Origin of the sequence: Microcystis aeruginosa NIES-843, from assembly GCF_000010625.1 — a bacterium.
Taxonomy (GTDB): Bacteria; Cyanobacteriota; Cyanobacteriia; order Cyanobacteriales; family Microcystaceae; genus Microcystis; species Microcystis aeruginosa.
The window spans coordinates 4,692,118-4,715,661 of record NC_010296.1 but is presented as its reverse complement, the minus strand read 5'-3'; the positions used below and the strand labels follow the sequence as shown (position 1 = coordinate 4,715,661).

Annotated in this window: 29 protein-coding genes; 15 read left to right on the top strand and 14 right to left on the bottom strand. The window is 42.4% G+C overall.

Features of this window, described 5'->3' with window-relative positions:
• Positions 1 to 330 precede the first annotated feature (330 nt).
• Positions 331 to 1,194, top strand: coding sequence for an EcoRV family type II restriction endonuclease (locus MAE_RS22330; RefSeq protein WP_002741551.1), 864 nt, complete (start codon positions 331 to 333; stop codon positions 1,192 to 1,194).
• Complete coding sequence (locus MAE_RS22325) at positions 1,194 to 2,126, top strand: DNA adenine methylase (RefSeq protein ID WP_002795929.1); 933 nt, start codon at positions 1,194 to 1,196, stop codon at positions 2,124 to 2,126. Before MAE_RS22330 ends, MAE_RS22325 begins: the two co-directional genes overlap by 1 nt.
• Positions 2,127 to 2,181: 55 nt before the next feature.
• Here the strand turns inward: MAE_RS22325 and MAE_RS22320 are convergent, their stop codons facing one another.
• Both MAE_RS22320 and MAE_RS22315 read right to left on the bottom strand, forming a co-directional pair.
• Complete coding sequence (locus tag MAE_RS22320) at positions 2,182 to 2,376, bottom strand: hypothetical protein (protein ID WP_012267548.1); 195 nt, start codon at positions 2,374 to 2,376, stop codon at positions 2,182 to 2,184.
• Positions 2,377 to 2,383: 7 nt separating this feature from the next.
• Positions 2,384 to 2,683: a hypothetical protein gene (locus MAE_RS22315; protein ID WP_002795928.1), complete on the bottom strand. Its 300-nt coding sequence runs from the start codon at positions 2,681 to 2,683 to the stop codon at positions 2,384 to 2,386.
• Between the two features lie 218 nt (positions 2,684 to 2,901).
• Between MAE_RS22315 and psbX the strand changes: the two genes are divergently transcribed.
• A complete protein-coding gene (gene psbX, locus MAE_RS22310; RefSeq protein ID WP_002759073.1) occupies positions 2,902 to 3,021 on the top strand; it encodes a photosystem II reaction center X protein in 120 nt (39 codons plus the stop codon).
• 42 nt (positions 3,022 to 3,063) lie between these two features.
• Here psbX and MAE_RS22305 read toward each other — a convergent pair whose 3' ends face one another.
• Positions 3,064 to 3,711, bottom strand: coding sequence for a ComF family protein (locus MAE_RS22305; protein ID WP_002795927.1), 648 nt, complete (start codon positions 3,709 to 3,711; stop codon positions 3,064 to 3,066).
• Positions 3,680 to 3,979, bottom strand: coding sequence for a DUF1816 domain-containing protein (locus MAE_RS22300; RefSeq protein WP_002795926.1), 300 nt, complete (start codon positions 3,977 to 3,979; stop codon positions 3,680 to 3,682). Before MAE_RS22300 ends, MAE_RS22305 begins: the two co-directional genes overlap by 32 nt.
• A gap of 255 nt (positions 3,980 to 4,234) precedes the next feature.
• On the opposite strand from MAE_RS22300, the gene MAE_RS22295 reads away from it, so the two are divergent.
• The 5 genes from MAE_RS22295 (at position 4,235) to MAE_RS22275 (ending at position 7,684) form a co-directional block, all read left to right on the top strand.
• Positions 4,235 to 4,594 carry a ferredoxin thioredoxin reductase catalytic beta subunit gene (locus MAE_RS22295; protein ID WP_002760795.1) on the top strand — a complete coding sequence of 120 codons (360 nt, stop codon included), beginning with the start codon at positions 4,235 to 4,237 and terminating at the stop codon, positions 4,592 to 4,594.
• A 9-nt stretch (positions 4,595 to 4,603) separates the two neighbouring features.
• A complete protein-coding gene (locus MAE_RS22290; protein ID WP_002795924.1) occupies positions 4,604 to 5,029 on the top strand; it encodes a DUF309 domain-containing protein in 426 nt (141 codons plus the stop codon).
• Positions 5,030 to 5,078: 49 nt separating this feature from the next.
• Positions 5,079 to 5,579 (top strand): LptA/OstA family protein, encoded by a 501-nt coding sequence (locus MAE_RS22285; RefSeq protein ID WP_002760791.1) that lies wholly within the window; start codon positions 5,079 to 5,081, stop codon positions 5,577 to 5,579.
• A gap of 175 nt (positions 5,580 to 5,754) precedes the next feature.
• On the top strand, positions 5,755 to 6,483 hold the full coding sequence (lptB, locus tag MAE_RS22280; RefSeq protein ID WP_002797884.1) for an LPS export ABC transporter ATP-binding protein: 729 nt from the start codon (positions 5,755 to 5,757) through the stop codon (positions 6,481 to 6,483).
• A 31-nt stretch (positions 6,484 to 6,514) separates the two neighbouring features.
• Positions 6,515 to 7,684: an LptF/LptG family permease gene (locus MAE_RS22275; RefSeq protein ID WP_012267543.1), complete on the top strand. Its 1,170-nt coding sequence runs from the start codon at positions 6,515 to 6,517 to the stop codon at positions 7,682 to 7,684.
• Between the two features lie 36 nt (positions 7,685 to 7,720).
• On the opposite strand, the gene rsmI is transcribed toward MAE_RS22275, so the two are convergent.
• A complete protein-coding gene (gene rsmI, locus MAE_RS22270) occupies positions 7,721 to 8,560 on the bottom strand; it encodes a 16S rRNA (cytidine(1402)-2'-O)-methyltransferase (RefSeq protein WP_012267542.1) in 840 nt (279 codons plus the stop codon).
• Between the two features lie 302 nt (positions 8,561 to 8,862).
• Here rsmI and MAE_RS30730 point away from each other — a divergent pair, with 302 nt between their 5' ends.
• The 3 genes from MAE_RS30730 (at position 8,863) to MAE_RS22260 (ending at position 14,687) form a co-directional block, all read left to right on the top strand.
• Positions 8,863 to 8,979: a photosystem II reaction center protein I gene (locus tag MAE_RS30730; RefSeq protein WP_002732356.1), complete on the top strand. Its 117-nt coding sequence runs from the start codon at positions 8,863 to 8,865 to the stop codon at positions 8,977 to 8,979.
• A 493-nt stretch (positions 8,980 to 9,472) separates the two neighbouring features.
• Entirely contained in the window at positions 9,473 to 11,860 is a 2,388-nt protein-coding gene (locus MAE_RS22265; RefSeq protein WP_012267541.1) for a DUF3769 domain-containing protein, read from the top strand.
• 127 nt (positions 11,861 to 11,987) lie between these two features.
• Positions 11,988 to 14,687, top strand: coding sequence for a DNA methyltransferase (locus tag MAE_RS22260; RefSeq protein ID WP_041804295.1), 2,700 nt, complete (start codon positions 11,988 to 11,990; stop codon positions 14,685 to 14,687).
• A 19-nt stretch (positions 14,688 to 14,706) separates the two neighbouring features.
• Here MAE_RS22260 and MAE_RS22255 read toward each other — a convergent pair whose 3' ends face one another.
• The 3 genes from MAE_RS22255 to MAE_RS22245 all read right to left on the bottom strand — a co-directional run bounded on the left by MAE_RS22255 (position 14,707) and on the right by MAE_RS22245 (position 15,468).
• Complete coding sequence (locus MAE_RS22255) at positions 14,707 to 14,886, bottom strand: hypothetical protein (RefSeq protein WP_002779187.1); 180 nt, start codon at positions 14,884 to 14,886, stop codon at positions 14,707 to 14,709.
• Positions 14,852 to 15,109 (bottom strand): hypothetical protein, encoded by a 258-nt coding sequence (locus MAE_RS22250; protein ID WP_012267538.1) that lies wholly within the window; start codon positions 15,107 to 15,109, stop codon positions 14,852 to 14,854. The genes MAE_RS22255 and MAE_RS22250 overlap by 35 nt, the downstream gene beginning before the upstream one ends.
• Before the next feature lie 110 nt (positions 15,110 to 15,219).
• Complete coding sequence (locus tag MAE_RS22245; protein ID WP_002795917.1) at positions 15,220 to 15,468, bottom strand: Ycf34 family protein; 249 nt, start codon at positions 15,466 to 15,468, stop codon at positions 15,220 to 15,222.
• Between the two features lie 95 nt (positions 15,469 to 15,563).
• On the opposite strand from MAE_RS22245, the gene MAE_RS22240 reads away from it, so the two are divergent.
• Positions 15,564 to 16,781, top strand: a complete 1,218-nt coding sequence (locus MAE_RS22240; RefSeq protein ID WP_012267537.1) for a CCA tRNA nucleotidyltransferase — start codon at positions 15,564 to 15,566, stop codon at positions 16,779 to 16,781.
• Between the two features lie 360 nt (positions 16,782 to 17,141).
• Here MAE_RS22240 and MAE_RS22235 read toward each other — a convergent pair whose 3' ends face one another.
• The 4 genes from MAE_RS22235 to MAE_RS22225 all read right to left on the bottom strand — a co-directional run bounded on the left by MAE_RS22235 (position 17,142) and on the right by MAE_RS22225 (position 18,780).
• On the bottom strand, positions 17,142 to 17,348 hold the full coding sequence (locus MAE_RS22235; RefSeq protein WP_002779193.1) for a hypothetical protein: 207 nt from the start codon (positions 17,346 to 17,348) through the stop codon (positions 17,142 to 17,144).
• Between the two features lie 18 nt (positions 17,349 to 17,366).
• Complete coding sequence (locus tag MAE_RS30725; protein ID WP_148204770.1) at positions 17,367 to 17,561, bottom strand: hypothetical protein; 195 nt, start codon at positions 17,559 to 17,561, stop codon at positions 17,367 to 17,369.
• On the bottom strand, positions 17,551 to 18,399 hold the full coding sequence (locus MAE_RS30720; protein WP_012264307.1) for an IS630-like element ISMae21 family transposase: 849 nt from the start codon (positions 18,397 to 18,399) through the stop codon (positions 17,551 to 17,553). The genes MAE_RS30725 and MAE_RS30720 overlap by 11 nt, the downstream gene beginning before the upstream one ends.
• A gap of 72 nt (positions 18,400 to 18,471) precedes the next feature.
• Complete coding sequence (locus tag MAE_RS22225) at positions 18,472 to 18,780, bottom strand: hypothetical protein (protein ID WP_041804981.1); 309 nt, start codon at positions 18,778 to 18,780, stop codon at positions 18,472 to 18,474.
• Positions 18,781 to 18,874: 94 nt separating this feature from the next.
• On the opposite strand from MAE_RS22225, the gene MAE_RS35895 reads away from it, so the two are divergent.
• Positions 18,875 to 19,009: a hypothetical protein gene (locus tag MAE_RS35895; RefSeq protein WP_269453942.1), complete on the top strand. Its 135-nt coding sequence runs from the start codon at positions 18,875 to 18,877 to the stop codon at positions 19,007 to 19,009.
• A 39-nt stretch (positions 19,010 to 19,048) separates the two neighbouring features.
• Here the strand turns inward: MAE_RS35895 and MAE_RS22220 are convergent, their stop codons facing one another.
• The gene (locus MAE_RS22220) at positions 19,049 to 19,669 is read right to left on the bottom strand and encodes a hypothetical protein (RefSeq protein WP_012267536.1); all 621 of its coding nucleotides are present in this window, start codon (positions 19,667 to 19,669) and stop codon (positions 19,049 to 19,051) included.
• A gap of 564 nt (positions 19,670 to 20,233) precedes the next feature.
• Positions 20,234 to 21,052: a carbon-nitrogen hydrolase family protein gene (locus tag MAE_RS22215; protein ID WP_012267535.1), complete on the bottom strand. Its 819-nt coding sequence runs from the start codon at positions 21,050 to 21,052 to the stop codon at positions 20,234 to 20,236.
• An 86-nt stretch (positions 21,053 to 21,138) separates the two neighbouring features.
• Between MAE_RS22215 and MAE_RS22210 the strand changes: the two genes are divergently transcribed.
• Positions 21,139 to 21,771, top strand: a complete 633-nt coding sequence (locus tag MAE_RS22210) for an HAD-IB family phosphatase (protein ID WP_004161025.1) — start codon at positions 21,139 to 21,141, stop codon at positions 21,769 to 21,771.
• 400 nt (positions 21,772 to 22,171) lie between these two features.
• The gene (locus tag MAE_RS22205) at positions 22,172 to 23,359 is read left to right on the top strand and encodes an RNA-guided endonuclease InsQ/TnpB family protein (RefSeq protein ID WP_012267534.1); all 1,188 of its coding nucleotides are present in this window, start codon (positions 22,172 to 22,174) and stop codon (positions 23,357 to 23,359) included.
• The last annotated feature ends 185 nt before the right edge of the window (positions 23,360 to 23,544 follow it).

Sequence of the window (23,544 nt, the reverse complement as noted above, 5' to 3'; positions counted from 1 at the left end):
GCAGCCAATTAAATCTTAACTAAATGTAACGTAATTCTCATAATTCTGACAAGAATGGTGACGAGAGATTTTTTTAGTTCATTTGTTCTAGCAAGAGTCTCATGGTTTCTGGGATAAGCTGGATTAGAGAAGGACTATCTCGATGGTCAAGATTTAACAGTAGAAGTTTTTACTATTCTTTACTCTAGAGCGTGTAAACTACACAGTGTATAAGCTGTTCGCAATTTAAATCGTGGGTGAACGGTGTTGAAACCCTTGCCTTTTCTCGATCTGCTCGGAAATTTAGAGACTGAACAGCTTATCAAAAGCCACTGATTATCTGAGAGATTTATGACTCCAGAACATTTTTTGCAACTTTTACAACATCAAACTTCTTCCTTTGCTCAAACTGTGTCAACTAATGAAGGTGAATGGATTATTAAGGGTTTTATCGATATACATAAAAAAGTATATACTATATCTATTGATACGAAAATCATCTCTAAAATCCTAGAATTGCTTCTTTTTCCCATATTTGATAATTTTGCTAGATGTAACCAATTAAAGATAGAGTTAGTATCTCAACAAAATTTTTACCCTGATTTGACCTTTATTCACGAGCCAACAGGAGCTAAGTTTGCTGTGGATATAAAAAGCACTTACAGAAAAAATAATCAAGAAGTCAATGGAATGACATTAGGTACATTTACTGGATACTTTCGACAGAGGAATAGCTGCAAAAATATAAAATATCCTTACCAAGAGTATTCAGGTCACTATGTTCTGGGTGTTATTTACACTAAGTGCGATCTGGTAGCTGATGAGAGAAAATCCTTCAGACTTGAAGATATAGAAAAAATACCTTCTGTTATTAAAGATTTTCAATTCTTTGCTCAACCTAAATATAAAATTGCCTCCTCCAGTCCTGGTAGTGGTAATACAAAAAATATCGGTTCTGTGACTAAAATTTCTGAATTAATCGAAGGAAAAGGTATTTTTTCTTTATTAGGAGAAGAAGTATATGATGACTATTGGATGTATTACCTGACAACAGATATGGCAAAACAAGTAGATTCCTCTCGTCCTTATACCAATCTTAAAAGTTATCTTGAATATAAACAAAGAGGTAGTGATGCCCTAAAACTTCGTGAAGATGAAATAATTAATTTATCATCAGACTATCAAGAAATTACTGTTAATGAGGAGAGTGTTTAGTGAAGTTAACGCCACTTGTGCCACCGATTAAGTGTCAAGGAATTAAAACTAAATTGGTAAAAGATGTTAAAAATATTGTGTCTGATCTTAGCTTTGGGCGTTGGATAGAACCCTTTTCTGGATCGGGGGTGGTGGCTTTTAATATTAATCCCAAAAAGGCTTTACTTGCAGACACAAATACTCATATTATCCAGTTTTATAATAATCTAAAAAATCAAGTTATTACCAGTAAAACTGTGAAGCTTTTTTTGCAAGAAAATGGTCAAGTCCTTAAGGATCAGGGAGAAAGTTATTATTATCAAGTACGAGAAAGATTTAATCAATCTCCTAATTCTCTAGATTTTTTATTTCTCAATCGCTCCTGTTTTAATGGCGTGATGAGATTCAATCGTAAGGGACAGTTTAACGTCCCTTACTGTCATAAATCAGAGCGATTTTCTCAAGCATATATTACCAAAATAGTCAATCAAGTTATTGCCATAGAAAATATTCTTATTAAAACTGATTATGATTTTCAAGTTGCTGACTTTCGAGAGACTTTATCTGATTGGCAAAAAACAGACTTGATCTATCTCGATCCTCCTTATTTAGGGAGACACACCGATTATTTTAACTCTTGGTCTGAAGAGGATGAAGATTGTTTGGTGACTATTTTAAAGGATATTTCTTGTCGGTTTATTTTGTCCACTTGGCACAGTAATCAGTTTAGAAGCAATCCTTTAATTAAAAAAAATTGGAGTGCTGATAAGTTTTATATCTATACTAAACAGCATTTTTATCATGTGGGTTCCACAGAAAAATTGCGTCATCCGATCACCGAAGCGATCATTACTAACTTTAACATTCCCTTGTTGCCAGAGCGAGGAACTGATTTGCAACAACTGTCATTATCCCCATCGACAGCAGAAAATGAGGGAGTGAGAACAGTCTAGAAGATGCCTAGTTGCTAATTCTCACTCCTTACTATTTAGGGTTTGCTGAATAAATCTAAAAACCTTGTTGGATAATATCTTTAGGCTTTTTTGAAATCAAAAAGTGCCAGCGATTGGAGTGATTGGGGAGGGAAATTTCAGGTACTTTTTCCCTGAAAATTAGGTAATTGACTCCCTGAAAATGGGTAAAACCCCACACCCCACACCCCACACCCCACACCCTGCCACCACCGAAAAACTTTTTCAGCAAACCCTATTTATCCTTGGCTTTGGCGTAGATGGTCATTAATTTGGCGTTTGCGCTTTTCTTCGGGGGCAGTGCTAGTAATTTCGCCAAAATCTTCACTACTCATGGAAAGATGGGACATTATCTTTCTTTTGCGCTCTTTAGCAGTTAATTCCGGTGAAGGAGTTACTGGAGGCGGCGCTGCCACGGGTTCCGCTGCCACCGGAGGAGTTTCCACAATTGGCAGCGGTTTTTTGGGAATATAGTCAGCACCAGTGGTACTTCTGGAGAGATGATCGAGAATGCGCCGTTTGCGATCGTCAGTAGCCATAACAATCTTTGCCAATCTAGTGTGAACTTTTGTAACTATCACCTATTGTCAAACATCCCTATCCCCTTGAGAAGTCAAGGGAGATTTTATTTTCAGCGATTGAAGACATATAAAACCTGCGATCGCATCTATCTGGTCGTGGAACTGGAGGTCTTCTCGCCCAAGGTGATAAGATAAAAAACTAAGTCTTTGAAAATATGACAAAGGATTTATCTATCATGACACCCTCTTTAGCTAACTTTCTCTGGAGCCTTGTTTTAGGTGCGGCTATCGTCCTGATCCCTGCTACTATCGGTTTGATTTTCATCAGTCAATACGACAAGATCAAACGGACTTAATTTAAAATCCTAAAATGCCTAGACCGATTCCGTCTGGGCATTTTAGCTAATTTTGGAACTGGCAAGAGCGATCGCACCGACTACCCGATACCCCTCTGTTTGTAAAACCTGCACAGCCTCCTCAATCGTGGTTCCCGTGGTATAAATATCATCAATTAAGAGAATCGGCACTGATTTCGGTAAATTTTTCCCCAGTTGAAAAGCCGCTTGCATCGTCTTTTTTCTTTCCTCGGCTGCCAGACTAAATAAAGCTGCCGTGTTCTTAATCCGAATTAATCCGCGACTAGCCAGAGGATAACCGGTTAAACGGCAAAAACCCTCGCCAATGACTTCTGCTTGATTAAAACCCCTTTCCTTTAACCTTTCTGGGTGGAGAGGGATAGGAATCACCGTCAAACGTTTATCGGTGAGGGGAGGACGAAGGAGCCAAGTTTCCCCCATGCAACTGCCTAGCAAAGAGCCGAGAGCGGGATGGCGATCATATTTCATTTTAGCGATCGCCTGTTTTAATTTACCTTCATAGCGTCCCCAGATAAACAGGGGAATAGAACCACGCCAGAGAAAAAGCGGGTTATTCTGACGATAGGACTGTAATTGTCGCCCACAATCACGGCAAAGCTCTCGCTCGCTCTGCCGTTGACAAAGAGGACAGGGAGACTTAAGAAATAAAGCGAGAAAAGGTTCGAGCATGGGAAGTCAAAGTTTTAGCTAGATCCTGATTTCCATCGTCAAAAACGGTCAAATAATGGGGATTACTCCGCTCGATCGAAAGACTAATTCCTTGCGCTCCTTCGGACTCTATATCTTGTAGATAACCCCCCTGATGCTGTTGTGCTTCCTCAAAAGAAGCAAAGGGACCAAAATAGTAAATACAGTGGGGGGAAAGGGAGGTAATTTTCAGCCACCAAGGTGTATTATCGTCAGAAATTTTATTTGTCTCCAAGAAAGATAAAATCATGTTCTGGTAGTGATAGGGGACAGAGATTGCGGGAATCAAGGACAGGTTTTGAGGAACTTTGCCCCCATAATTCCGATTTGCTGGCCAAAAAATCGAGCTTTTGGCCAAAGGGAGTCTTTTTATCGTATTAGATTAACAAGGGGAGCGGTCGCAAAATCAAAAGAGATTCTAAAAATTCCCCTCAGCCAAGGGGAAGCGGATCGAGATAGGATAGTAAAAAGTTTTTTTGTAGAAAGCTAGGGAGATAAGATAACTATGAGCCAGATCACAGACACGGATAAGAGTCTTGAGGCGATGAAGAATTTTGCCGAACAGTACGCTAGACGTACAAATACTTATTTCTGTAGCGATCTCTCGGTGACAGCCGTAGTAATTGAGGGATTAGCGCGTCATAAGGACGAATTAGGCGCTCCTTTATGTCCCTGTCGTCACTACGAAGACAAAGAAGCGGAGGTAAAAAATACTTTCTGGAATTGTCCCTGTGTACCGATGCGGGAACGGAAAGAATGTCACTGTATGCTATTTATTACCCCCGATAACGAGTTTGCTGGGGAAGAACAGATAATTTCCCTCGACTATATCCAAGAAGTCCGCGAATCGATGAAGGGGCATTAGTTTAGGGTAATGACAGCCACCGCTTTTGGCCAAGGAATCGACGAATTTAATCGCCAGCAATTCTATGCTTGTCATGATACCCTGGAGGCTTTGTGGATGGAGTCCGCAGAGCCTGAAAAAACCTTTTATCAAGGCATTTTGCAGATTGCTGTCGCTTGTTACCATCTGGAAAATAATAACTGGCGCGGAGCGGTAATCCTTTTGGGAGAAGGGGTTAGACGTTTGCAACACTATCAACCCGATTACGAGGGGATCAACGTGACGCACTTGGTTGGGGAGAGTTTGGATCTATTAAACTTTTTACAGAATCTTGATCCCCAAGCATTACCGGCAGTGCTAGAAGCGATGAAAAGCAATCAGGAACATCCTCATCCCCACCTCGATCGATCTATCTGTTCTCTGCCGAAAATCCTCAAAAGTCAACCCGTTCTCTAAAAAGCTAGATTAGTTAGTCAATACAATTACGTCTATAGGTGACATTTCTATGAGAGCAAGATACGCAAAAATCAGAGGATGGCTAGTTGCCCTCGTTTCTGCTGGCTTAATCATGGGATTGGGCAATTCTCCCCTAGTCAAAGCACAGCAGAACATTGTACCAGGTAATGCCATGACAGTGCGATCGGATATTCAGGAGGCGAACTCAAAAACGGGGGTAATTACTGCGAGGGGTAACGTACAAGTGTTCTATCCCGCCCGCAAAATGCAGGCCACTTCTGCTCAAGCTCAGTATTTTAGCCGCGAACGTCGTTTAGTGATGACGGGTAACGTTTACGTTTTGCAGGAAGGCAACAGTATCCGCGCCGAAACGATGACTTATCTTGTCGATGAGGGCAGATTTATCGCTACTCCCCAAACCAGTCAGCAGGTGGAGTCAATTTATTTAGTCCAAGATAACGAAACTTCCCCCCAACCGGCTGCTTCTCCGACACCCGCACCCATACCTTCCCCTTCCCTCCCCGCTGCCCCAATGATTAACCCGCAGTGATAGTCAGGAGTCAGGAGTCAGGGGTCAGGAGATTATTTTTAGTTATTCTTCCCACACCCTACACCCTACACCCTACACCCCACACCCCACACCCTACACCCCACACCCCACACCCTACACCCTACACCCCACCCCCCCACTTCCCCACTTCCCCAACACCCAACACCGGATAAAGATGACTTTAGTATTAGAAAATATCCATAAATCCTACGGTAAAAGGCTCGTGGTTAACCGGGTGAGTATTACGGTTGCCCCGGGGGAAATTGTCGGGTTATTGGGACCAAATGGTGCGGGGAAAACCACAACTTTTTATATCGCCACGGGATTAATTAAACCGAATCAAGGGCGCGTTTGGCTCGATCAAAAAGAAATTACCAAATTACCCCTTAATCAGAGGGCGCGTCTGGGTATTGGCTATCTGACGCAGCAGGCCAGTATTTTTCGTTATTTAACTGTATCAGAAAATATTCAGTTAGCCCTAGAACAGTCGGGGGTTCCCTTTTCCCAACGGGCAAATCGTCTCTATGATTTATTAAAAGAATTTCGCCTCGATAAGATTGTTCGCACTAAAGGAGCCTACGTTTCCGGAGGAGAAAGAAGGAGGACAGAATTAGCTCGCGCTTTAGCGGTGGGAGTCAACGGACCGAGATTTTTATTATTAGATGAACCTTTCGCGGGGGTGGATCCGATCGCCGTGTCCGAGATTCAAGCGATGATTGCTGGTTTAAGGGATCGTCAGATGGGAATTTTAATTACTGATCACAATGTGCGAGAAACTTTGGCTATCACTAATCGGGCTTATATTATGCGCGAAGGGCAGATTTTAGCGGCGGGAAGTGGCGAAGAACTTTATAATAATCCTCTGGTGCGTCAGTATTATTTGGGTGATAATTTTTTCAGATAATTGTTATTAATAAAAATCGCTGCATTATATCATGAAAGTTGGCAATTGGCAAGGAAATTTAAGTAGAATACCCGGATTTAGCATCTTAGACCGCTATATTTTTGTCGAGTTATTATTGCCCTTTTTATTTGGTATGGGTTTATTCACTTCTTTGGGAGTGGCGATCGGTACTTTATTTGATTTAGTGCGACGGATTACTGAATCGGGTTTACCTTTTACTTTGGCCTTAAAAATTCTCTTATTAAAAATGCCAGAGTTTATCGTTTTAGCCTTTCCGATGTCGATACTTTTAGCGGCTTTAATGGCCTACAGTCGTTTAGCCAGTGATAGCGAATTAATTGCTTTGAAAAGTATTGGAATTAGTGTTTATCGCCTAATAATTCCCGCCATTGTGCTAAGTTTAATAGTGACGGGATTAACCTACGTTTTTAATGATTATGTGGCTCCGGCTGCCAGTTATGAAGCTAATGCTACCATGACGAAAGCTCTGCGACCAAATCGCAAATCTTTTATTGAAGATAATATTATTTATCCTGAATACGGCAAAGTGCGGCAACCGGATGGAGGGGAACCCCAAACGGTATTAAGAAGGTTATTTTATGCCGAAAGATTTAACGGTCAAGAGATGCTAGGTTTAACCATTCTCGATCGCACCCAGCCGGAAGTTAATCAAATTATTACCTCAGAATCAGCTTCTTGGAATATTGAAAAAAATATTTGGGATTTTTATAACGGCACAATTTATCTAATTGATCCTAAGGGTTCCTATCGTAATATTGTCCGCTTTCAACATCAACAATTAGCCCTACCTCGTACCCCTTTAGATTTAGCTTTTCGGGCGCGAGATGGTTCGGAAATGACCCTGAGACAAGCGCGGGAATACCTAGAAATACTGCAATTAAGCGGCAATCCCACCAAAATTAGAAAACTACAGGTTCAAATCGAGCAGAAAATATCTTTACCCTTTGTTTGTTTAGTTTTTGGGATGATTGGGGCAGCCTTGGGATTACGTCCCCAAAATTCTAACAAAGCCACCAGTTTCGGTATTTGTATTGTCCTAATTTTCTCCTATTATCTCCTATCTTTTGTCACCAGTTCCTTAGGCATTGGCGGAGTTTTAACCCCCTTGATGGCCGCTTGGTTGCCCAATATTTTAGGATTAACTGCCGGGGGAATTTTGTTACTTCAATCGGCTAAATAATCGAGGGTTAGCGGTGGGAATAAAAATTGATAATCATCAAATTTCTAAAGCTAATTTGTATAAACGACTGCGGGATAAATTAGTAACCTGTGCTAATTGTCTGCTGGCTTGCGATCGATTAACTCCTCCTTCGATAATTTGTTTTAATTCCCGTTTTAATTCCTCGTCGGATAATTGGATAGTATCGAACCGATTGTTGCCCATAACTACGATAGTAAATTCCCCTTTAGGAGTTTTATTCTCTCGATATAAATTAATCGCCTCGGCGACAGTTCCTCGCCAAATTTCTTCGTAAAGCTTGGTTAATTCCCGACCTAAAACTATCTTTCTCGTTGGTCCGAAAGTTTCTCGTAAATCCTCCAAAGTCTTAATAAGTTTGTGAGGTGCTTCATAAAAAACCATCGTTCTCGTTTCAGTTTTTAAACTCTCTAAGTGTTCTTGTCTCAGCTTTTCCTTACCCGGAAGAAATCCTTCAAAACAGAATCTTTCCGTGGGTAATCCCGACACCGCTAAAGCAGTAATTACCGCCGTTACTCCGGGGATGGGAACCACTTCGATCTGAGCTTCTATACAAGCTTTAATTAACTCATAACCCGGATCAGAAATCCCCGGCATTCCCGCATCAGTAACCAAAGCGATATCCTGACCTTGGCTGAGAATATTTAATAACTCATCGAGACGGGAAAGACGATTATGTTCGTGGTAACTAATTTGAGGGGTCAGAATATCAAAATGCTGCAATAATTTGCCGGTGTGTCTGGTATCTTCGGCAGCAATTAGAGTGACTTTTTTGAGAGTTGCCAGGGACCGGAAAGTCAGATCGTCTAAATTACCGATCGGCGTTCCCACCACATACAATTTACCGAGATTATTCATAAATTGGCTAAAAATAGGCTATTTAGTCGTATTTTCAGTGATAAGTCAACAGTAACCAGTAAACAGTGAAAAGACAGCAGAAAACTGTCCTTTAATATTCTCTTCTCCCACTGATAACCGATCACTGATAAGACTGTCCACTAAAAACTCACATCTGATCACTGCTCACTGATAACTGATAACTGACGACTGATAACCGATCGCTTTTCTCTGTTCAGGGATCGCCCAAATAGGGTAAAGTAGGTCAAGGTATGCTCACCCCTGTTATTGAATTAATCTAGTCTAAGGAGAACGTCTTAGTAATGTTAACCCTAAAAATCGCCGTTTATATCGTTGTTTCCTTCTTTGTCTTACTTTTTATCTTTGGCTTCCTTTCTGGCGATCCTACCCGTAACCCCGGACGCAAAGACTTTGAGTAGAAGACAATTATCAAACTGGTTCTAGGGTAGAGGCACAGGGAACAAGTTATCGAACTTCCCCTGTCTCCCCAGAAATAATGATCATGGTAGTATCATCGGAAATTTTGGGTCTGAAACCCCGCCGTTCTAGGTTGGCTTTACGTTAGAATTAAAAGGCCAGTCTCGAAAACCAAGTGGACGGCGCAGCACCTTGAAAACTCGGCTTAGGGGGTTCCGACCAGAAAAGCTTGGCCGGGTAAAAAGTCGCGCGCAACAAGTACAAGAAGCTATAGGCGGTCAACGTACCGTGGGACACACGGAATCGGGCTTCTGAAATGGGGCGAAAGTCTGTGGACTCTGTGTAAGACAGTACATGGTTTTTTAACTGTGGTATGCGACGGTGGTGGAAGCAGAAACTTAAATCGTGAGGTTTAGGAATCGCCGCACTTTTAGGGCGGCGAGGATGTCAATGAGGTTCGCTCGTCCTCTATTTTGATCGCCGACTCGTGCAGTCATGTCTTTTTTTCTCTTAGCTGTTGAACCACCTGCCCTGATTAATACTGTAGCCGAACCGGAAACGGAGGAGCGCCAAGTTTCTGAAAATAGTCCCGCGTCAGTAATTCCCCTCCCTGTCACCCCAGCACCTCTAGAAGCAAAAAAGCCTTCAGAAGAGAGCGTTTCTATTCCCCTAACCGTCACTCCACCCCCGGAAACCGTCGAGGTAAAACCCTTGGTTCCCGATCAGGGTATTCCCTTAGAACCTTTACCTAGCAGTGGGGGTGATGCGGCAGCTTTAGGAAAACCCCTTTCTGTCCAGAATTCTCCACCCCCCGCAGCCGTTGATGTCACCATTCATCCCGAAACCGAGATAGTTTCAGGATTAAATCAAAAAGCTCTTAACCAGAAAAATGGCTCAACTCGGCTATTAGTGCGGAAAAAAGGCGAAAAAACCAGCCAAGAATACTTGATTTCCCTCAATAACGGCCTAGGTCAGGCCGCTAATCCAGAAGGGGAAAAGCCCCTAGAATTGGTGGCCGATGAGCAGGAATTTGACCAAAATCGGCAGATTATCACCGCTAGAGGTAATGTCACCCTGCGTTTTGCCCAAAGTGTACTAACGGCCGATCGCTTACAGATTAATCTTCCCGAAAAGTTAGCGGTAGCGGAGGGCCAGGTGATCCTAACCCGGGGAGATCAAATCCTGCGCGGCGATCGCTTTGAATATTATTTCGTCCAGGATAGCGGTGTGGTATTTAATGCTAATGGGGAGATTTTTCAACCCAGCACCGCTAGGGATTTAGGACAAACGCTGCCCACGGATGTGGGGGCCGGTAGTTCTTTTGCAACCCTAACCGATCGTTTGGCATTAAATCAACCCTTGCAGAGAATTACCACGGGAGAGGGTTTTCAATTTGTCGTCGGGGGACAGGATCCCAGTCGGCGCGATCGACAGAATATTAGTAGTCCATCGGGGGGAACGATTAATCGTGTCCGTTTTCAGGCCGAACGCTTGAATTTTGATGGTAAGGTGTGGAATGCCACTAATGTGCGTCTGACTAATGACCCTTTTTCCCCTCCTGAGTTGGAAGTTCGGGCTAATTCCGCCACTTTTCGCAGTAGCGGCCCCTTTACCGATGAGTTGCGGATGAGTAATTCCCAGTTGGTTTTCGATCAACGGGTAGTGGCACCCACTTTTATTAATAGTCTCACTTTCGATCGCCGTCGTCGTCGTCCTTTTTTAATTGCTCCGGGCTATGATGGGGAGGATCGGGGCGGATTTTTCGTAGAAAGTCCCCTAACTTTAGTGGAGACACCGAAGACTCTTTTCGAGTTGACACCGCAATATTTAGTGCAAAAAGTCCTTAATCCCGATGCTTTTCCCTCAGCTAACCCTGGAGGTGGGGAAGTTTCGGCCCTTAGTCCGAAAGCTTTTGGTTTATTGGGCAATTTTGCCACTAATTTTGGCGAGCGCTCGTTTTTGCAAGCGACAGCTTCTTTTTCTAATCTAGATTTGGAACAGATCGAAAATAGTGTTCGTTCTAAAATTCGCTTTCAACAGACGATCGGACAGTTGCAGGATCCCTATCTGCTCAATGTGGAGTACAATTATCGCGAGCGTCTCTTTAACGGTTCTTTAGGGTTTCAGACGGTTAATAGCAGTTTTGGGGCAATTTTGACCTCACCGGTGATTGTCGTCCCGAATACGGATATTAGACTCAGTTATCAAGCTTCTGTTCAGAATGTTAACGCACCCACCGATCGCAGTAATCTCTTAGCGGCCAATGCAACGGATAATGTTACTAATTTAAGCCGTTTTCAGGGCGCTGTCTCCCTCAATCGCAGTTTTTTACTCTGGTCTGCCCTTACTTTACCACCGACTCCCGACCAAGGGTTAAGATTTTCTCCTCTTCCCGTTCAACCCTATATTGCTATTGTCACTGGTGTCACTGGTGTCACCGGTTATTACACCAATGGAGAGACGCAAAATTCCGTCACGGGAACCGTGGGATTATTGGGACAGTTTGGGCGTTTTTCCCGCAATTTTTTCGACTATACTGGATTTAATCTCAGTTTTAGTCAGGGTTTAGTTAACGGACAATCACCCTTTTTCTTCGATCGCTTTGTTGATCAACAAACAATGTCCTATGGTATAACTCAACAGGTATATGGTCCGATTCGCGTGGGTTTCCAGAGTATTTATAGTATCGATCAAGCTAAGGAAATCAGTACAGAATATTTTCTCGAATGGAGTCGTCGCACCTATAGTTTAATTTTGCGCTATAACCCCGTGCTGCAGTTGGGAATACTCAACATCCGCGTGTCGGATTTCAACTGGACAGGCAACCCCGGCTATTTTGAGGGCAGCGATGTCCGTCCAGTGGTGGATGGAGTAACCCGTTAAGCTGAGGAGACTCCGAGACAGGAGACTCCGAGACAGGAGAAGGGAGGGGTAATTATGAATGATGAATTATTGTGTAAGATGGTGATCGCACTACAACGCCCACCCTACTCCAATGGAAAGGCAAAAGATGACTACTACCCTTGAAAGCTTACAGGAATTTATTGATTTTTGTCAACAGCATATTACTGGCAAAGAAAAGAAAGAAGCTCAGATTTTCCTAGACCGTTTCTTTCGAGCTTTTGGTCATAAAGGTGCGTTAGAAGCGGGTGCAACCTATGAGGAGGCGATTACTAAAGGTAGCAAGAAAGGTAAAACCGGATTTGCTGATTTAGTTTGGAAACCTCGTGTTTTAATTGAAATGAAAAAACGAGGAGAAGATTTAAGTAAGCACTATCCCCAAGCTTTTGAATACTGGAGTCGATTGGTTCCTAATCGCCCTCGCTATGTCTTATTATGTAATTTTGATCAGTTCTGGATTTTTGATTTTGATCTTCAAATAGATGAACCGGTAGATCGAGTAAATCTCAACGATTTGAAAAATCGGGTCAGTGCCTTCAATTTTATGGAAGTAGGGAATCGCACCCCTATCTTTCAGAATAATCAAGTCGAGATTACAGAAACGGCCGCGCGGCGGATGGGTGAGTTGTTTCAACTGTTAAAAAAACGCGGTCATAAAAGCGGTTTTGATGAGTTGACTGCCCAGCGATTTATTTTGCAGTGTGTCTTGGCAATGTTTGCTGAGGATCGAGGATTGTTACCGAGAGATTTATTTATTTCTTGTGTACAAGAGTGTCTAAATGGTGGCAATTCCTATGATGTCTTGGGGGGATTATTTCAACAGATGAACCAACCCGGAATTACCCCCGCTGGCAAGTATCAGGGAGTGGATTATTTTAATGGGGGACTGTTTAGTATAATTCATCCGATTGAATTAACTAATAAAGAATTAGAGTTTCTGGATGTGGCGGCGCGTCAGGATTGGAGTAAGATCCGTCCGGCAATTTTTGGTAATATTTTTGAGGGGACGGCTAATGCTGAAGAACGTCATACTTACGGGATGCACTTTACCTCAGAAGCGGATATTATGAAAATTGTTCGCCCAACTATTAGCCGTTACTGGGAGGAGAAAATTGAGCAAGCTGGGACGATTGGCGAGTTAAATACACTTCAGTTAGAATTACAGCAGTATAAGGTATTAGATCCGGCTTGCGGTTCGGGTAATTTTCTCTATGTCGCCTATCAAGAATTAAAGCGCATTGAACAGTTATTAATTGAAAAGATTGCTAACCGTCGTCGTTCTTCTAGTGACCAATTACAGATTAGTTTTGTTACGCCTAAACAGTTTTATGGAATGGATATTAATCCTTTTGCTGTAGAATTAGCGCGGGTGACTTTAATGATTGCCAGAAAGGTGGCGATTGATAGGTTTAATTTGACGGAAGCTTCTTTACCTTTGGATACTTTGGATAGTAATATTATTTGTGCTGATGCTTTGTTTACGGATTGGCAAAAAGCGGACGCAATTATCGGTAATCCTCCATTTTTGGGAGGTAAACACATGAGATTAAATCTCAGTGATGATTATGTTAATAAAGTGTTTGCAAGGTTTTCTGAGGTTAAAGACTCGGTTGATTTTTGTTCCTATTGGTTTCGTCTAGCACATGATCAATTAGACGAGAAAGGAAGAGCGGGTTTAGTCGGAACTAATTCTATTAGTCAAGGAAAAAGTCGTGTAGCAGCGTTGGATTATATTACTCATAATGGTGGACACATTCATGAAGCGATTTCTACTCAGCCTTGGTCTGGTGAAGCTAATGTTCATGTTAGTATTGTCAATTGGAGTAAAATTGAACCAGTAAGTTATTATTTAGATAATCATCAAGTTTCTCAAATTAATTCTTCTTTAAAAGCGACTGTAGATGTCTCCAAATCTCCGCGATTAAAAGCTAATCTTAATCAATGTTTTCAAGGAGTGATTCCTGTTGGTAAAGGTTTTCTAGTTAGTGAAAAACAAGTTGATGAATGGATTAAACAAGATTCTAAAAATAGGAATGTCCTTAAGTTGTTTTCAATGGGAGCAAATCTAGCCCAAAATCCTCACGGTAAGCCAGAACGCTGGATTATTGATTTTAATGATATGAGTTTGGAGGATGCTAGTGAATATACACTACCTTTCGAGCATATTAAAGTAAATGTTAAGCCAGAAAGAGAGATAAATCGGATGAAAGTCAGAAGAGAGAATTGGTGGAAGATGGGATCGAATGCTTCAATAATGAGAGAATATATTGTTAAAAAATCGTTTTATTTTGCTGTCCCACGAGTCTCTAAATGGGCGGTTTTTATTCCAGCACCCCTTGACTGGCTTCCTGGAGATAAATCTGTAGTAGTTGCTTCCGATGATTATTATATCTTAGGTATTCTTTTATCTAACATTCACCGAACCTGGATGCACACCCAAAAATCTACACTTGAGGACAGAACAGCCTACACCAATACAACCTGTTTTGAAACCTTCCCTTTTCCCCAGACACCTTCACGGGAACTTGTCGAAAAAATCCGTCAAACCGCCAACGAATTACACGAATACCGCAGCCAACAGATGGAGAAAAAACAATGGGGAATCACCAAACTATATAACCAATTCTTTAACGAACCCAGTAGCCAACTGTATCAACTCCATCAGAAATTAGACAAGCTAGTAATGGAAGCATATCACTTCCAAGCTGACGAAGATATTTTAGAGAAACTATTAACCTTAAACCTGGAATTAGCAGAAAAAGAGAAGCGAGGAGAAACCGTCATCGGTCCCTGGTCTCCTTACTCTTAGATTACTCCAAAGCCTTACATTAGATTGAAACAATCTGAATTTCCCTGACTCGGTGCATTGGTTTGGTTGGCTTTTCGGTGGTGATTAGTTCATCAGCTTGAATTTGCAGCGCAGCAGCAACATGAAGTGCATCCATCGCCGCTAAACCGTAAGTGCCAGCAATTTCACGACTCACTGCACCCTCCTCGACGTGCAGCAAGTTCTTGTTCTATTTCATCTTCATTGAGCAGTTGCAATCCAGATGCGATCGCCCGATGTCGGATTTCCCATAACTTTTTGCTTAATGGTGTTTGGGGAATAAATTTAGCTTGTGGTGTTGTTTGTGACTCAGATTTAAGTATTTGAACAAATTGCCAAACTTTTTGTTGCTTTTCCGGGGTCAATTCTCGCCATTGTTCAAGTAGTTCTTCTTCTTTATCCATAAATACCTCGCTCTTAAATTACGCATTCCTCGAATCGTTGGCTGTCCAAGACATATTTGGGGATTAACTTTCGGCTCTTGTAGTAGATATGTATGGGTAGTTCAGGTGTTTTAGGTGGGAACTGGTTCACCCGGCCGCAAACTAGACCATTTACCGGTTTCGCGTAAAAAGCTTTCACAACCCACCACATCCCACTCCATTTCGATATAATCTTCCTTGGTGCGAATGTTAACGTTAATAGAAGGGTTCTTCGCTTCAAAGTCCGGTGTCTCGGTGAGATGACGTTCCTGATGTTGTGTTTCTACGGCATGATAGGTGAGACAGCGATCAACAAAATAGCAGTTAATACAAATACACATTAGGTTTAACTCTATAAGTCTTTTCCGCTAATCTAGCTCAGTCTCTCCCCAAATGGGGCCTGTCAAAATTATATTTTTGTAAATTTATCTTCTCGATGTCTTGTCAAAAAAACCTAGATAGTTTAGTTAAAGAAGTTTTTGCGATTAATCGGCAAGAATTGCCAGAAAATGCTTATTTAGTCGGTGGTGCTGTGCGAGACGCTTTATTAAACCGTCAGAAAGACTATATTGACCTAGATTTTGTGGTTCCCGAAAAAGCGATCGAAATTGCCCAAACTATTGCCCATCAGTATAAGGCCGGTTTTGTGGTTTTAGATGCCGTTCGTCAAATTGCTCGCGTCGTTTTTCCCCAGGGGACCCTTGATTTCGCACAACAGGAGGGAGAATCTCTAGAAATAGACCTAAAAAGACGGGATTTTACCGTTAATGCTCTCGCTTATAATCTCCACACCCAAGAAATTTTCGATCCTTTAGGGGGATTAAAAGATTTAGGCTGCCAATCCCTGCGGATGATTTCCCGCGAAAATCTCCAGGATGATCCCCTAAGATTATTAAGGGCCTATCGACAAGCGGCTCAATTGGACTTTGAGATCGAACCCCATACCCGTGCAACTATTCGTTCTCTTGCCCCTTTATTGCACCGTGTAGCCGCCGAAAGGGTACAATCCGAGTTGAATTACCTTTTGCTCAATTCCCGTGGCAATAAATGGCTAAAAAGTGCCTGGGAAGATGGCTTATTATCTCTCTGGTTGCGTCGGATTACCCCCGCAAAAATGGAGCGAGTTATGGGGGTGGAAGCGGCAGCGGGATTTTTAGAATCTTTGTTACCAGAAAACTTTATCTTTTCCCCTTCTCAGTTACAGTTGACAAAATTGGCCCTATTGGTATCGGATATTTTAGCAGAAGCGGAAAAAGAGTTAATCGATCTCAAGTATTCCAGGGGGGAAATTCGCACGGTAATCACGGTGATTAAGTGTTTACCTCCCCTCAAGGAGGCAGATAATTTAAGTCTGCGGGAACAGTATTTTATTTATCTAAATACGGGAAAAGTATTTCCTATCTTTGCCCTTTTTGCTCTATCGATGGGGATTAACAAAAATATCGTCGCTTCTCTGTTGACTTCCTATCTCGATCCCGATAATATTATCGCCCATCCCCGACCTTTATTAAGGGGCGATGATTTAATCAACCATTTACACCTGAAACCTAGTCCGATTATCGGTAAGTTATTAACCGAGGTACAAATTGCCCAAATTGAGGGCCAAGTTACAGTTTTTCAGGAAGCGATCGATTTTGCTAAAAAGTTATTATAAGTGGTTGGTTATAATTAAATTAAAAATGGATTTTAGGTCTGATCCCCCCTGCCCCCCTTGATAAGGGGGGTGCCGATAGGCGGGGGGATCTACCCTTGATAAGGGGGGTGCCGATAGGCGGGGGGATCTACCCTTGATAAGGGGGGTGCCGATAGGCGGGGGGATCTACCCTTGATAAGGGGGGTGCCGATCCCCCCTTAATCCCCCCTTAATAAGGGGGGCATCTGACAACTTTTAACGCCTACCTACTTAGCAATTGTTCACAGTTTGGAGAGTTTTGTATGTTAATCAGAGTTTTAGATTTGGATTGAGTCTCAGGGTTTCGACTTATCCAAAACTCAGATTATCCACAACTCAGATTTATTTAGTTTTAAGCTGTGAAGATTGGGGAGCGTTTTCTCCTTCTACGACTAAAGATTTCACATGAGAACCTTGAAACTTTTCCATATTGCTCACTCGCCACATGGCCAGGGGAAAAGTAATAGCAAATAAACCAAAAAGTCCCACTAATATCCAGACGATATCGTGCATTTTACGCGAGGAAACCTTTCTAACTTGAGCGTTCATTTTGTCACCTCCTAGGCTTTAAGTTAAGGGTAAATAGGGAAATAGTGGATGCCATGACATGGCCGTGGCGGCAATCATGAGGGCAAAAAACCAAAAGAGAATGGTCTTAGCTTTTATCTGGCGATCTTTCCAAAGATAATGCAGTATCGGCCAACTGACCAACCAGCCAATTAATATAGTTATTTCAAATAAGAACGAGACACTAGGCGACACAATAAGTACGAATAATTTCATCAAGGGGTGTCCCCACAGGAGCATACATTCTTGCCCTCTTTAATGCACTAAAATCATGTTCGATATCATTTAAATCAGGAGAGTATTTTGGCAAAAACACGACCTGATGACCTGCTTCCTCTACCAGTTGTTTAATGACTGTCTTCCGATGAATTGGTGCATTATCCATAATTAATACTGATGTTATGGTTAGAGAGGGCAACAAATATAAAGATAACCACCCTTCAAAACCTTCGGCATTCAGGCTTCTCGTAAATACCATCGGTGCAATAAAGTCTTTTTTTCCCTTTCTTCTACCAGCGACAAGGTTCTCTCTTTTTCCTCGTTTTCCTTGTCTATCTCCAAAGACTTTCTTCCCTTTTTTTGACCAAGCATAAAAACAGGCTTGAAATTCTTCAAACCCTGACTCATCAATAAATACAAGGCTTTCACTTCCATATATTTTAATCAATTCTCTCAGCACTCTGTAGTATTTCATTCTTTCTTCTCGGTTTCTTTCTCTATAACGAAGTTCCTTCTTTTTTCTGGTAACTTTCATGTTTTTTAAGGCATAGCAAATGGCACTTGGTCTCACTCCAAATTTCTCGGCTCTGTCTCTTAATCTTGCCTCGGGATTTTCTTGGACATCTTTTGACAGTGCTTTCCAGTCCAGCTTTCTCTGACGGTGTTTTACCTTTGTTGCTTCCAGTTTTTCCCTACCTAGCCATCTATATATCGTCGCTCTTCCTATATTAAATAGAGCGGCGGCTTTGGTTATGCTTCCCCCATTCTCTACATAATCGATTACTTTTTTTCTCAAGTCTAGGCTATAAGACATTTTTCTGTATGGGTTGCTCGTTTCTCTTGATTTTACCTTATTTTTCCCTCGTCTCACACTTATTTGAAATGACTATAACATCGTTTCTTTGCCGCTATAACTGCCGATATTGCCCCACATTTTGCTAGGATTTTTACTGCCAGGTATCCAACTACCCAAATTCCAAAGAAAAGTTTCTACGGTTTTTGAATGGTCTGCATCGGAAAAATGGTGAGCAACCATCATTAAAAAACAGCCAATACCAGCACTAATAATCGCCGCAGCTGCTGGGCCAGAAGTGGCAGGGGAACGTTTGGCACCTTCGGCTAAACCTTGGGGAAATTGTTTTAAAAAAGCCCAGATTTTTCCATACCAAGGACTATCGACGTAACGTTGAGTCATCAGATTTGTTCCTATTTTTTCAGAGTTCGTAAGTGTCTAAAACCGAAAAGTCCCACCGCTAAAAGTCCCCAACCGTATTACCAGCAGTAGGGAAATGACCGACGATTTGACTTTGGTTGCTAATGCTGGCCGCCTTCCTATCCGTACCATCGGGGCTAAGTTTACACCCCCTAGGACGGGAGCGGCGATAGATAACCCGAAAACCGTAGCTAAAACGAGCAAAAGTTGAATTTTGTTCACTTTTGAGGTAAAATAGCTAAATAATGGGTTAAAGGGCGTGAATTTTGGCAACACCGAGGCCGCTAACGAGTCCACCCATGGCAAAAAACATCATCGCCATCAGGGCAATGCAAGTGACCGTTAACACCGGTCGATTAGCTTTGTCTAGGATTGAGTCGCCGTATTTCCAGAGAATCCAAGTGCAGGCCACGCCTAGGGGTAGGGTAAAAAGGACGCTGAATTCGTGGTATTCCATGAGGACGTATTGACCGAGGGGCGAATTTTCCTTTAGCCATGCCCGCGCACCGCCAAACTCTAAACCGGCCCGATAGCGCATATAGGCTAAATTGCCAGTGGCGATCGCCAAAAAAGCGAGGACGGTGGACCAGAAGGTGAGGGTTCGCATTTGCCGCAAAATTTTGCCAGAACCTCTGAGCAGGGGAAAAGCGAGATGACCAGCGTAAACAATCACGACTAGGGCTAATAGGGAACCAAAACCGTGAATTGTGCCTAGCCATCGCTGCCACGGACTCGGATGCAGCAGGTTGACGAAGGGCAGAAATAAAAATAGGCCCGCCGAGAGGATTCCTAGCCCATAGACGCAAACGGTGGCTATGTCTAGGGTTTTCGGAAAATCAATTTTTTCTGATTCTGTGGTATAAGATGACATCGGTTTCTCCTTAACGGTCTAGAGAAGCTAAATGGGATTATTTTTCATTTAGCCCGGAATCTTGTTAGAACAAGTCCAGAGAGCATATGTGTCCAACCATCAGAGTATTTTTGGACTGAAGTTGACAATAAATAGAGTCAAGACTTGAATTTCGCCAATTCAAGTCTGAATTGCATCCCTGTCTGCTCTACAGCGTTTCTCGGATATATGAGGTATGTTTTCGCAACTGAGAATTCTTACTTCGGCAAGGTTTAATTTACAATTCACCTTGACGAGAAACGCTACATCTTCATATGATCCCTGATTCGGGGTGCGATAGTCAAGACATTTTCAAGGAAGATTGTTAATAAAGTTTACGGATATTTTTACCTAGTTCTTCGTTACTTGGTATGGTTTGATCGGCTGGCATAAATCGACTACATCCTTATTAGATGAGCTTACCCTGAGAATCTGGCAAAGAAGGTTAGAAACTCAGTAAATCAAAGCTTTTAGCTTAACTAATTAGGTTACCGAGTTAAATACCAAAATTAGGCGTTTTTATCGACAAAATTGTCGAATCGAATTTTAAACAAAAACACGATGCTGCAGGGACGGCATTTGTCGTCGCACCTGTTGCAGACGTTGGGGATTAATTTCGGCAATTGCCACCCCCACTTCTTCCCCCGCGTCGGCTAAAACCACACCCCAAGGATCGATAATCATAGCGTGACCGTGGGTGTGACGGCGTTCGTAATTATTGCCCGTTTGAGCAGGAGCTATTATATAACAAGTATTCTCGATCGCTCGCGCTTGTAACAAAACTTTCCAATGATCTTTCCCTGTAAAAGCTGTAAATGCCGCAGGTACAAATAAAACATCGGCTCCTTGCTGCGATAAATAGCGATAGAGTTCGGGAAAACGCACATCATAGCAAATCGAGAGACCAATTTTGCCCAAGCTATCGGAGCCATAAATTGGCGGTAAATCGATCCCTGCCATGACTGTACTCGATTCCTGATAGGTGTTACCATCCGGGACATTGACATCAAAGAGATGGACTTTTTGATAACGGGCTAATTCCGCACCGTTGCCATCAACTAAAATAGCCGTATTATAAGCCTTATCGGGAATACCCGTCACCGGCACGGGAAAACCACCCCCTAAAATGGTCACTTGAAACCGTTGGGCCATGGTGCGGAGGAATTTATCGGCTTTGAGAGCAATAGTCTCGGCCTGGGCGATTTTATCGGTTTCTGCCCCCATAAAAGCGAAATTCTCCGGTAAACCGATTAATTCCGCCCCTTTACCCACGGCAAGTTCGATCAATTCTTCAGCGGCAGCGAGATTTTTCTCTAAATCCGGCTGACTGGTCATTTGAATGGCGGCGGCGAGATAGGATTTCATGGGGGTTGAAGCTCTAGAGTCGGATAATCTCTGTAAAATTAATCATAACCTTCGATTATATCCAATTTCAGATATTTTGTCACCCCATGAGTAAAATTGTTTTCTGTGACTTTGATGGCACTATCACCGCCGTGGAAACTTTTGCGGGTATGCTCAAAGAATTCGCCCCCGATTTATCGGCCCAAATTATGCCCCAAATGTACGCTCGCACTCTGACTCTGCGCCGGGGTGTTCGTCAACTGCTAGAGTCGATACCGAGCCAAAAATACGCCGATATTCTCGCCTATGCCGAAAGCAAGCCAATTCGCCCCGGATTAGCCGAATTCCTCGCTTTTTTACAGGAGCAATCCATCCCTTTTATTATTATCTCCGGTGGCATCCAAGGCATGATTGAAACGGTCTTAAAACGGGAGGGACTATTAGATAAGGTGACGGCAATTTATGGGGTCAATCTTCATACTCAAGGGGAATATTTGCAAGTTCATTCCGATTGGGAAAATGAGACGGAATTAGTGGCTAAAGCCTTGATTATGGCTAAATATTCGGGAGTAGAAACTATTGCGATCGGTGATTCCGTTACCGATATTACCATGGCTAGAAGGGCCGATCTAGTTTTTGCTAGGGATCGTTTAATCGATTATCTGCAAGCGGAAAATCAACCCTATATTCCTTGGGATAACTTTTTTGAGATTCGCGAATATCTGTTATTGAGAGATTAGGGATTGGCTGTTAAGTAGCTGGTTGTAATTAAATTAAACATAGATTTTAGGTTCGATCCCCCCTGCCCCCCTTGATAAGGGGGGTGCCGATCCCCCCTGCCCCCCTTGATAAGGGGGGTGCCGATAGGCGGGGGGATCCCCCTTGATAAGGGGGGTGTCTGACAACTTTTAACACCTACCTACTTATAAGTAATGGTTAGGATAGGCAAGAGGCAATGATTTTCGCCGTCTCATTCCCAGGCGGAGCTTGGGAATGATTTTTGAAGGCTCTGCCTTCTGTAAAGATTACTCAGGAGGCAGAGCCTCTCATCGAAAATTTGGGTCTGAAACCCCGCCGTTTTACGGCGGCTTTGCTGTTAAATATTAGCACATTTACGAAATATATGCTAAAATATGAGACATGGAAAAAGCCTATTCTTACCGATTTTACCCGACACCAGAACAAGAGTCGCTATTGCGGCGCACTTTGGGATGTGTAAGATTGGTTTACAATAAAGCTCTCCACGAACGAACACAAGCTTGGTACGAAAGACAAGAAAGAGTAGGCTACGCTCAAACTTCTTCAATGCTAACCGATTGGAAAAAACAAGAAGAATTAGACTTTCTCAATGAAGTAAGCTGTGTACCTTTACAACAAGGGTTAAGACATTTACAAACAGCTTTTACTAACTTCTTTGCTGGTCGTACTAAGTATCCTAACTTTAAGAAAAAACATCAGGGAGGAAGTGCCGAATTTACCAAATCTGCTTTTAAATTTAAAGACAGACAAATCTATTTAGCTAAATGCACAGAACCTTTACCTATTCGATGGTCAAGACAAATACCAGAAAGCTGTGAACCAAGCACAGTAACAGTCAGATTACATCCTTCTGGACGTTGGCATATCTCAATAAGATTTGATGACCCAACGATTAAGCCTTTACCAGTAACAGATAAAGCCATTGGAATTGACTTAGGAATTAGTAGCCTCGTGATTACCAGCGATGGCGATAAAGTGTCTAATCCCAAGCATTTTAAAAAGCATTATCGGAGACTGCGAAGAGCATCTAAAAGCCTTTCTAGAAAACAGAAAGGGTCAAAAAATCGGGAAAAAGCAAGAATCAAAGTAGCCAGGATTCACGCTCAAATCACCGATAGCAGAAAAGACCATTTACATAAGCTAACCACTCAATTAGTTCGTGAAAACCAAACGATTGTGGTTGAGAATTTAGCCGTCAAGAATATGGTCAAAAACCCGAAATTATCTCAGGCAATATCTGATGTAAGCTGGGGAGAAATCACCCGACAATTAGCCTATAAATGCCGTTGGTATGGGAGAAATTACATCGAAATAGATAGATGGTTTCCTAGCTCTAAAAGATGTAGTAATTGCGGGTATATTGTCGAAAAGATGCCGTTAAATGTTCGAGAATGGGATTGTCCAGACTGTGGGACACACCATGACCGAGATGTTAACGCTAGTAAAAATATTTTGGCCGCAGGGCTTGCGGTGTCAGTCTGTAGAGCGACCATAAGACCAGAACAGAGTAAATCTGTTAAGGCAGGTGCGAAACCCCGCAAGGGAAAGAAGCAGAAACCTAAATCGTGAGGTTTGGGAATCGCCGTCCGTTTTACGGCGGCGAGGATGTCAATAAACATTTCTAGGCTCTGCCTAGAAACGAGAAATCTATCGATTGTAATCTATACCTATATCTATATATAGATATAGGTATATATATCTATATATAGATATCTATAAGTCTCTATAATCTATCGAAAGAAATACCTGGTTTC

Bases quoted from the DNA above. Each gene is read 5' to 3' on its own strand.
- MAE_RS22285 (WP_002760791.1), top strand. From the start codon at position 5,079: ATGAGAGCAAGATACGCAAAAATCAGAGGATGGCTAGTTGCCCTCGTT.
- MAE_RS22220 (WP_012267536.1), bottom strand. From the start codon at position 19,669: ATGTCATCTTATACCACAGAATCAGAAAAAATTGATTTTCCGAAAACC.
- MAE_RS22205 (WP_012267534.1), top strand. From the start codon at position 22,172: ATGGAAAAAGCCTATTCTTACCGATTTTACCCGACACCAGAACAAGAG.
- MAE_RS22295 (WP_002760795.1), top strand. From the start codon at position 4,235: ATGAGCCAGATCACAGACACGGATAAGAGTCTTGAGGCGATGAAGAAT.
- MAE_RS22330 (WP_002741551.1), top strand. From the start codon at position 331: ATGACTCCAGAACATTTTTTGCAACTTTTACAACATCAAACTTCTTCC.
- MAE_RS30730 (WP_002732356.1), top strand. From the start codon at position 8,863: ATGTTAACCCTAAAAATCGCCGTTTATATCGTTGTTTCCTTCTTTGTC.
- MAE_RS22265 (WP_012267541.1), top strand. From the start codon at position 9,473: ATGTCTTTTTTTCTCTTAGCTGTTGAACCACCTGCCCTGATTAATACT.
- MAE_RS22245 (WP_002795917.1), bottom strand. From the start codon at position 15,468: ATGTGTATTTGTATTAACTGCTATTTTGTTGATCGCTGTCTCACCTAT.
- MAE_RS22215 (WP_012267535.1), bottom strand. From the start codon at position 21,052: ATGAAATCCTATCTCGCCGCCGCCATTCAAATGACCAGTCAGCCGGAT.
- MAE_RS22240 (WP_012267537.1), top strand. From the start codon at position 15,564: ATGTCTTGTCAAAAAAACCTAGATAGTTTAGTTAAAGAAGTTTTTGCG.
- MAE_RS22260 (WP_041804295.1), top strand. From the start codon at position 11,988: ATGACTACTACCCTTGAAAGCTTACAGGAATTTATTGATTTTTGTCAA.
- MAE_RS22315 (WP_002795928.1), bottom strand. From the start codon at position 2,683: ATGGCTACTGACGATCGCAAACGGCGCATTCTCGATCATCTCTCCAGA.
- MAE_RS22225 (WP_041804981.1), bottom strand. From the start codon at position 18,780: ATGACTCAACGTTACGTCGATAGTCCTTGGTATGGAAAAATCTGGGCT.
- lptB (WP_002797884.1), top strand. From the start codon at position 5,755: ATGACTTTAGTATTAGAAAATATCCATAAATCCTACGGTAAAAGGCTC.
- MAE_RS22210 (WP_004161025.1), top strand. From the start codon at position 21,139: ATGAGTAAAATTGTTTTCTGTGACTTTGATGGCACTATCACCGCCGTG.
- MAE_RS22290 (WP_002795924.1), top strand. From the start codon at position 4,604: ATGACAGCCACCGCTTTTGGCCAAGGAATCGACGAATTTAATCGCCAG.
- MAE_RS22275 (WP_012267543.1), top strand. From the start codon at position 6,515: ATGAAAGTTGGCAATTGGCAAGGAAATTTAAGTAGAATACCCGGATTT.
- rsmI (WP_012267542.1), bottom strand. From the start codon at position 8,560: ATGAATAATCTCGGTAAATTGTATGTGGTGGGAACGCCGATCGGTAAT.
- MAE_RS30720 (WP_012264307.1), bottom strand. From the start codon at position 18,399: ATGTCTTATAGCCTAGACTTGAGAAAAAAAGTAATCGATTATGTAGAG.
- MAE_RS22300 (WP_002795926.1), bottom strand. From the start codon at position 3,979: ATGATTTTATCTTTCTTGGAGACAAATAAAATTTCTGACGATAATACA.
- psbX (WP_002759073.1), top strand. From the start codon at position 2,902: ATGACACCCTCTTTAGCTAACTTTCTCTGGAGCCTTGTTTTAGGTGCG.
- MAE_RS22305 (WP_002795927.1), bottom strand. From the start codon at position 3,711: ATGCTCGAACCTTTTCTCGCTTTATTTCTTAAGTCTCCCTGTCCTCTT.
- MAE_RS22250 (WP_012267538.1), bottom strand. From the start codon at position 15,109: ATGGATAAAGAAGAAGAACTACTTGAACAATGGCGAGAATTGACCCCG.
- MAE_RS22235 (WP_002779193.1), bottom strand. From the start codon at position 17,348: ATGAACGCTCAAGTTAGAAAGGTTTCCTCGCGTAAAATGCACGATATC.
- MAE_RS35895 (WP_269453942.1), top strand. From the start codon at position 18,875: ATGACCGACGATTTGACTTTGGTTGCTAATGCTGGCCGCCTTCCTATC.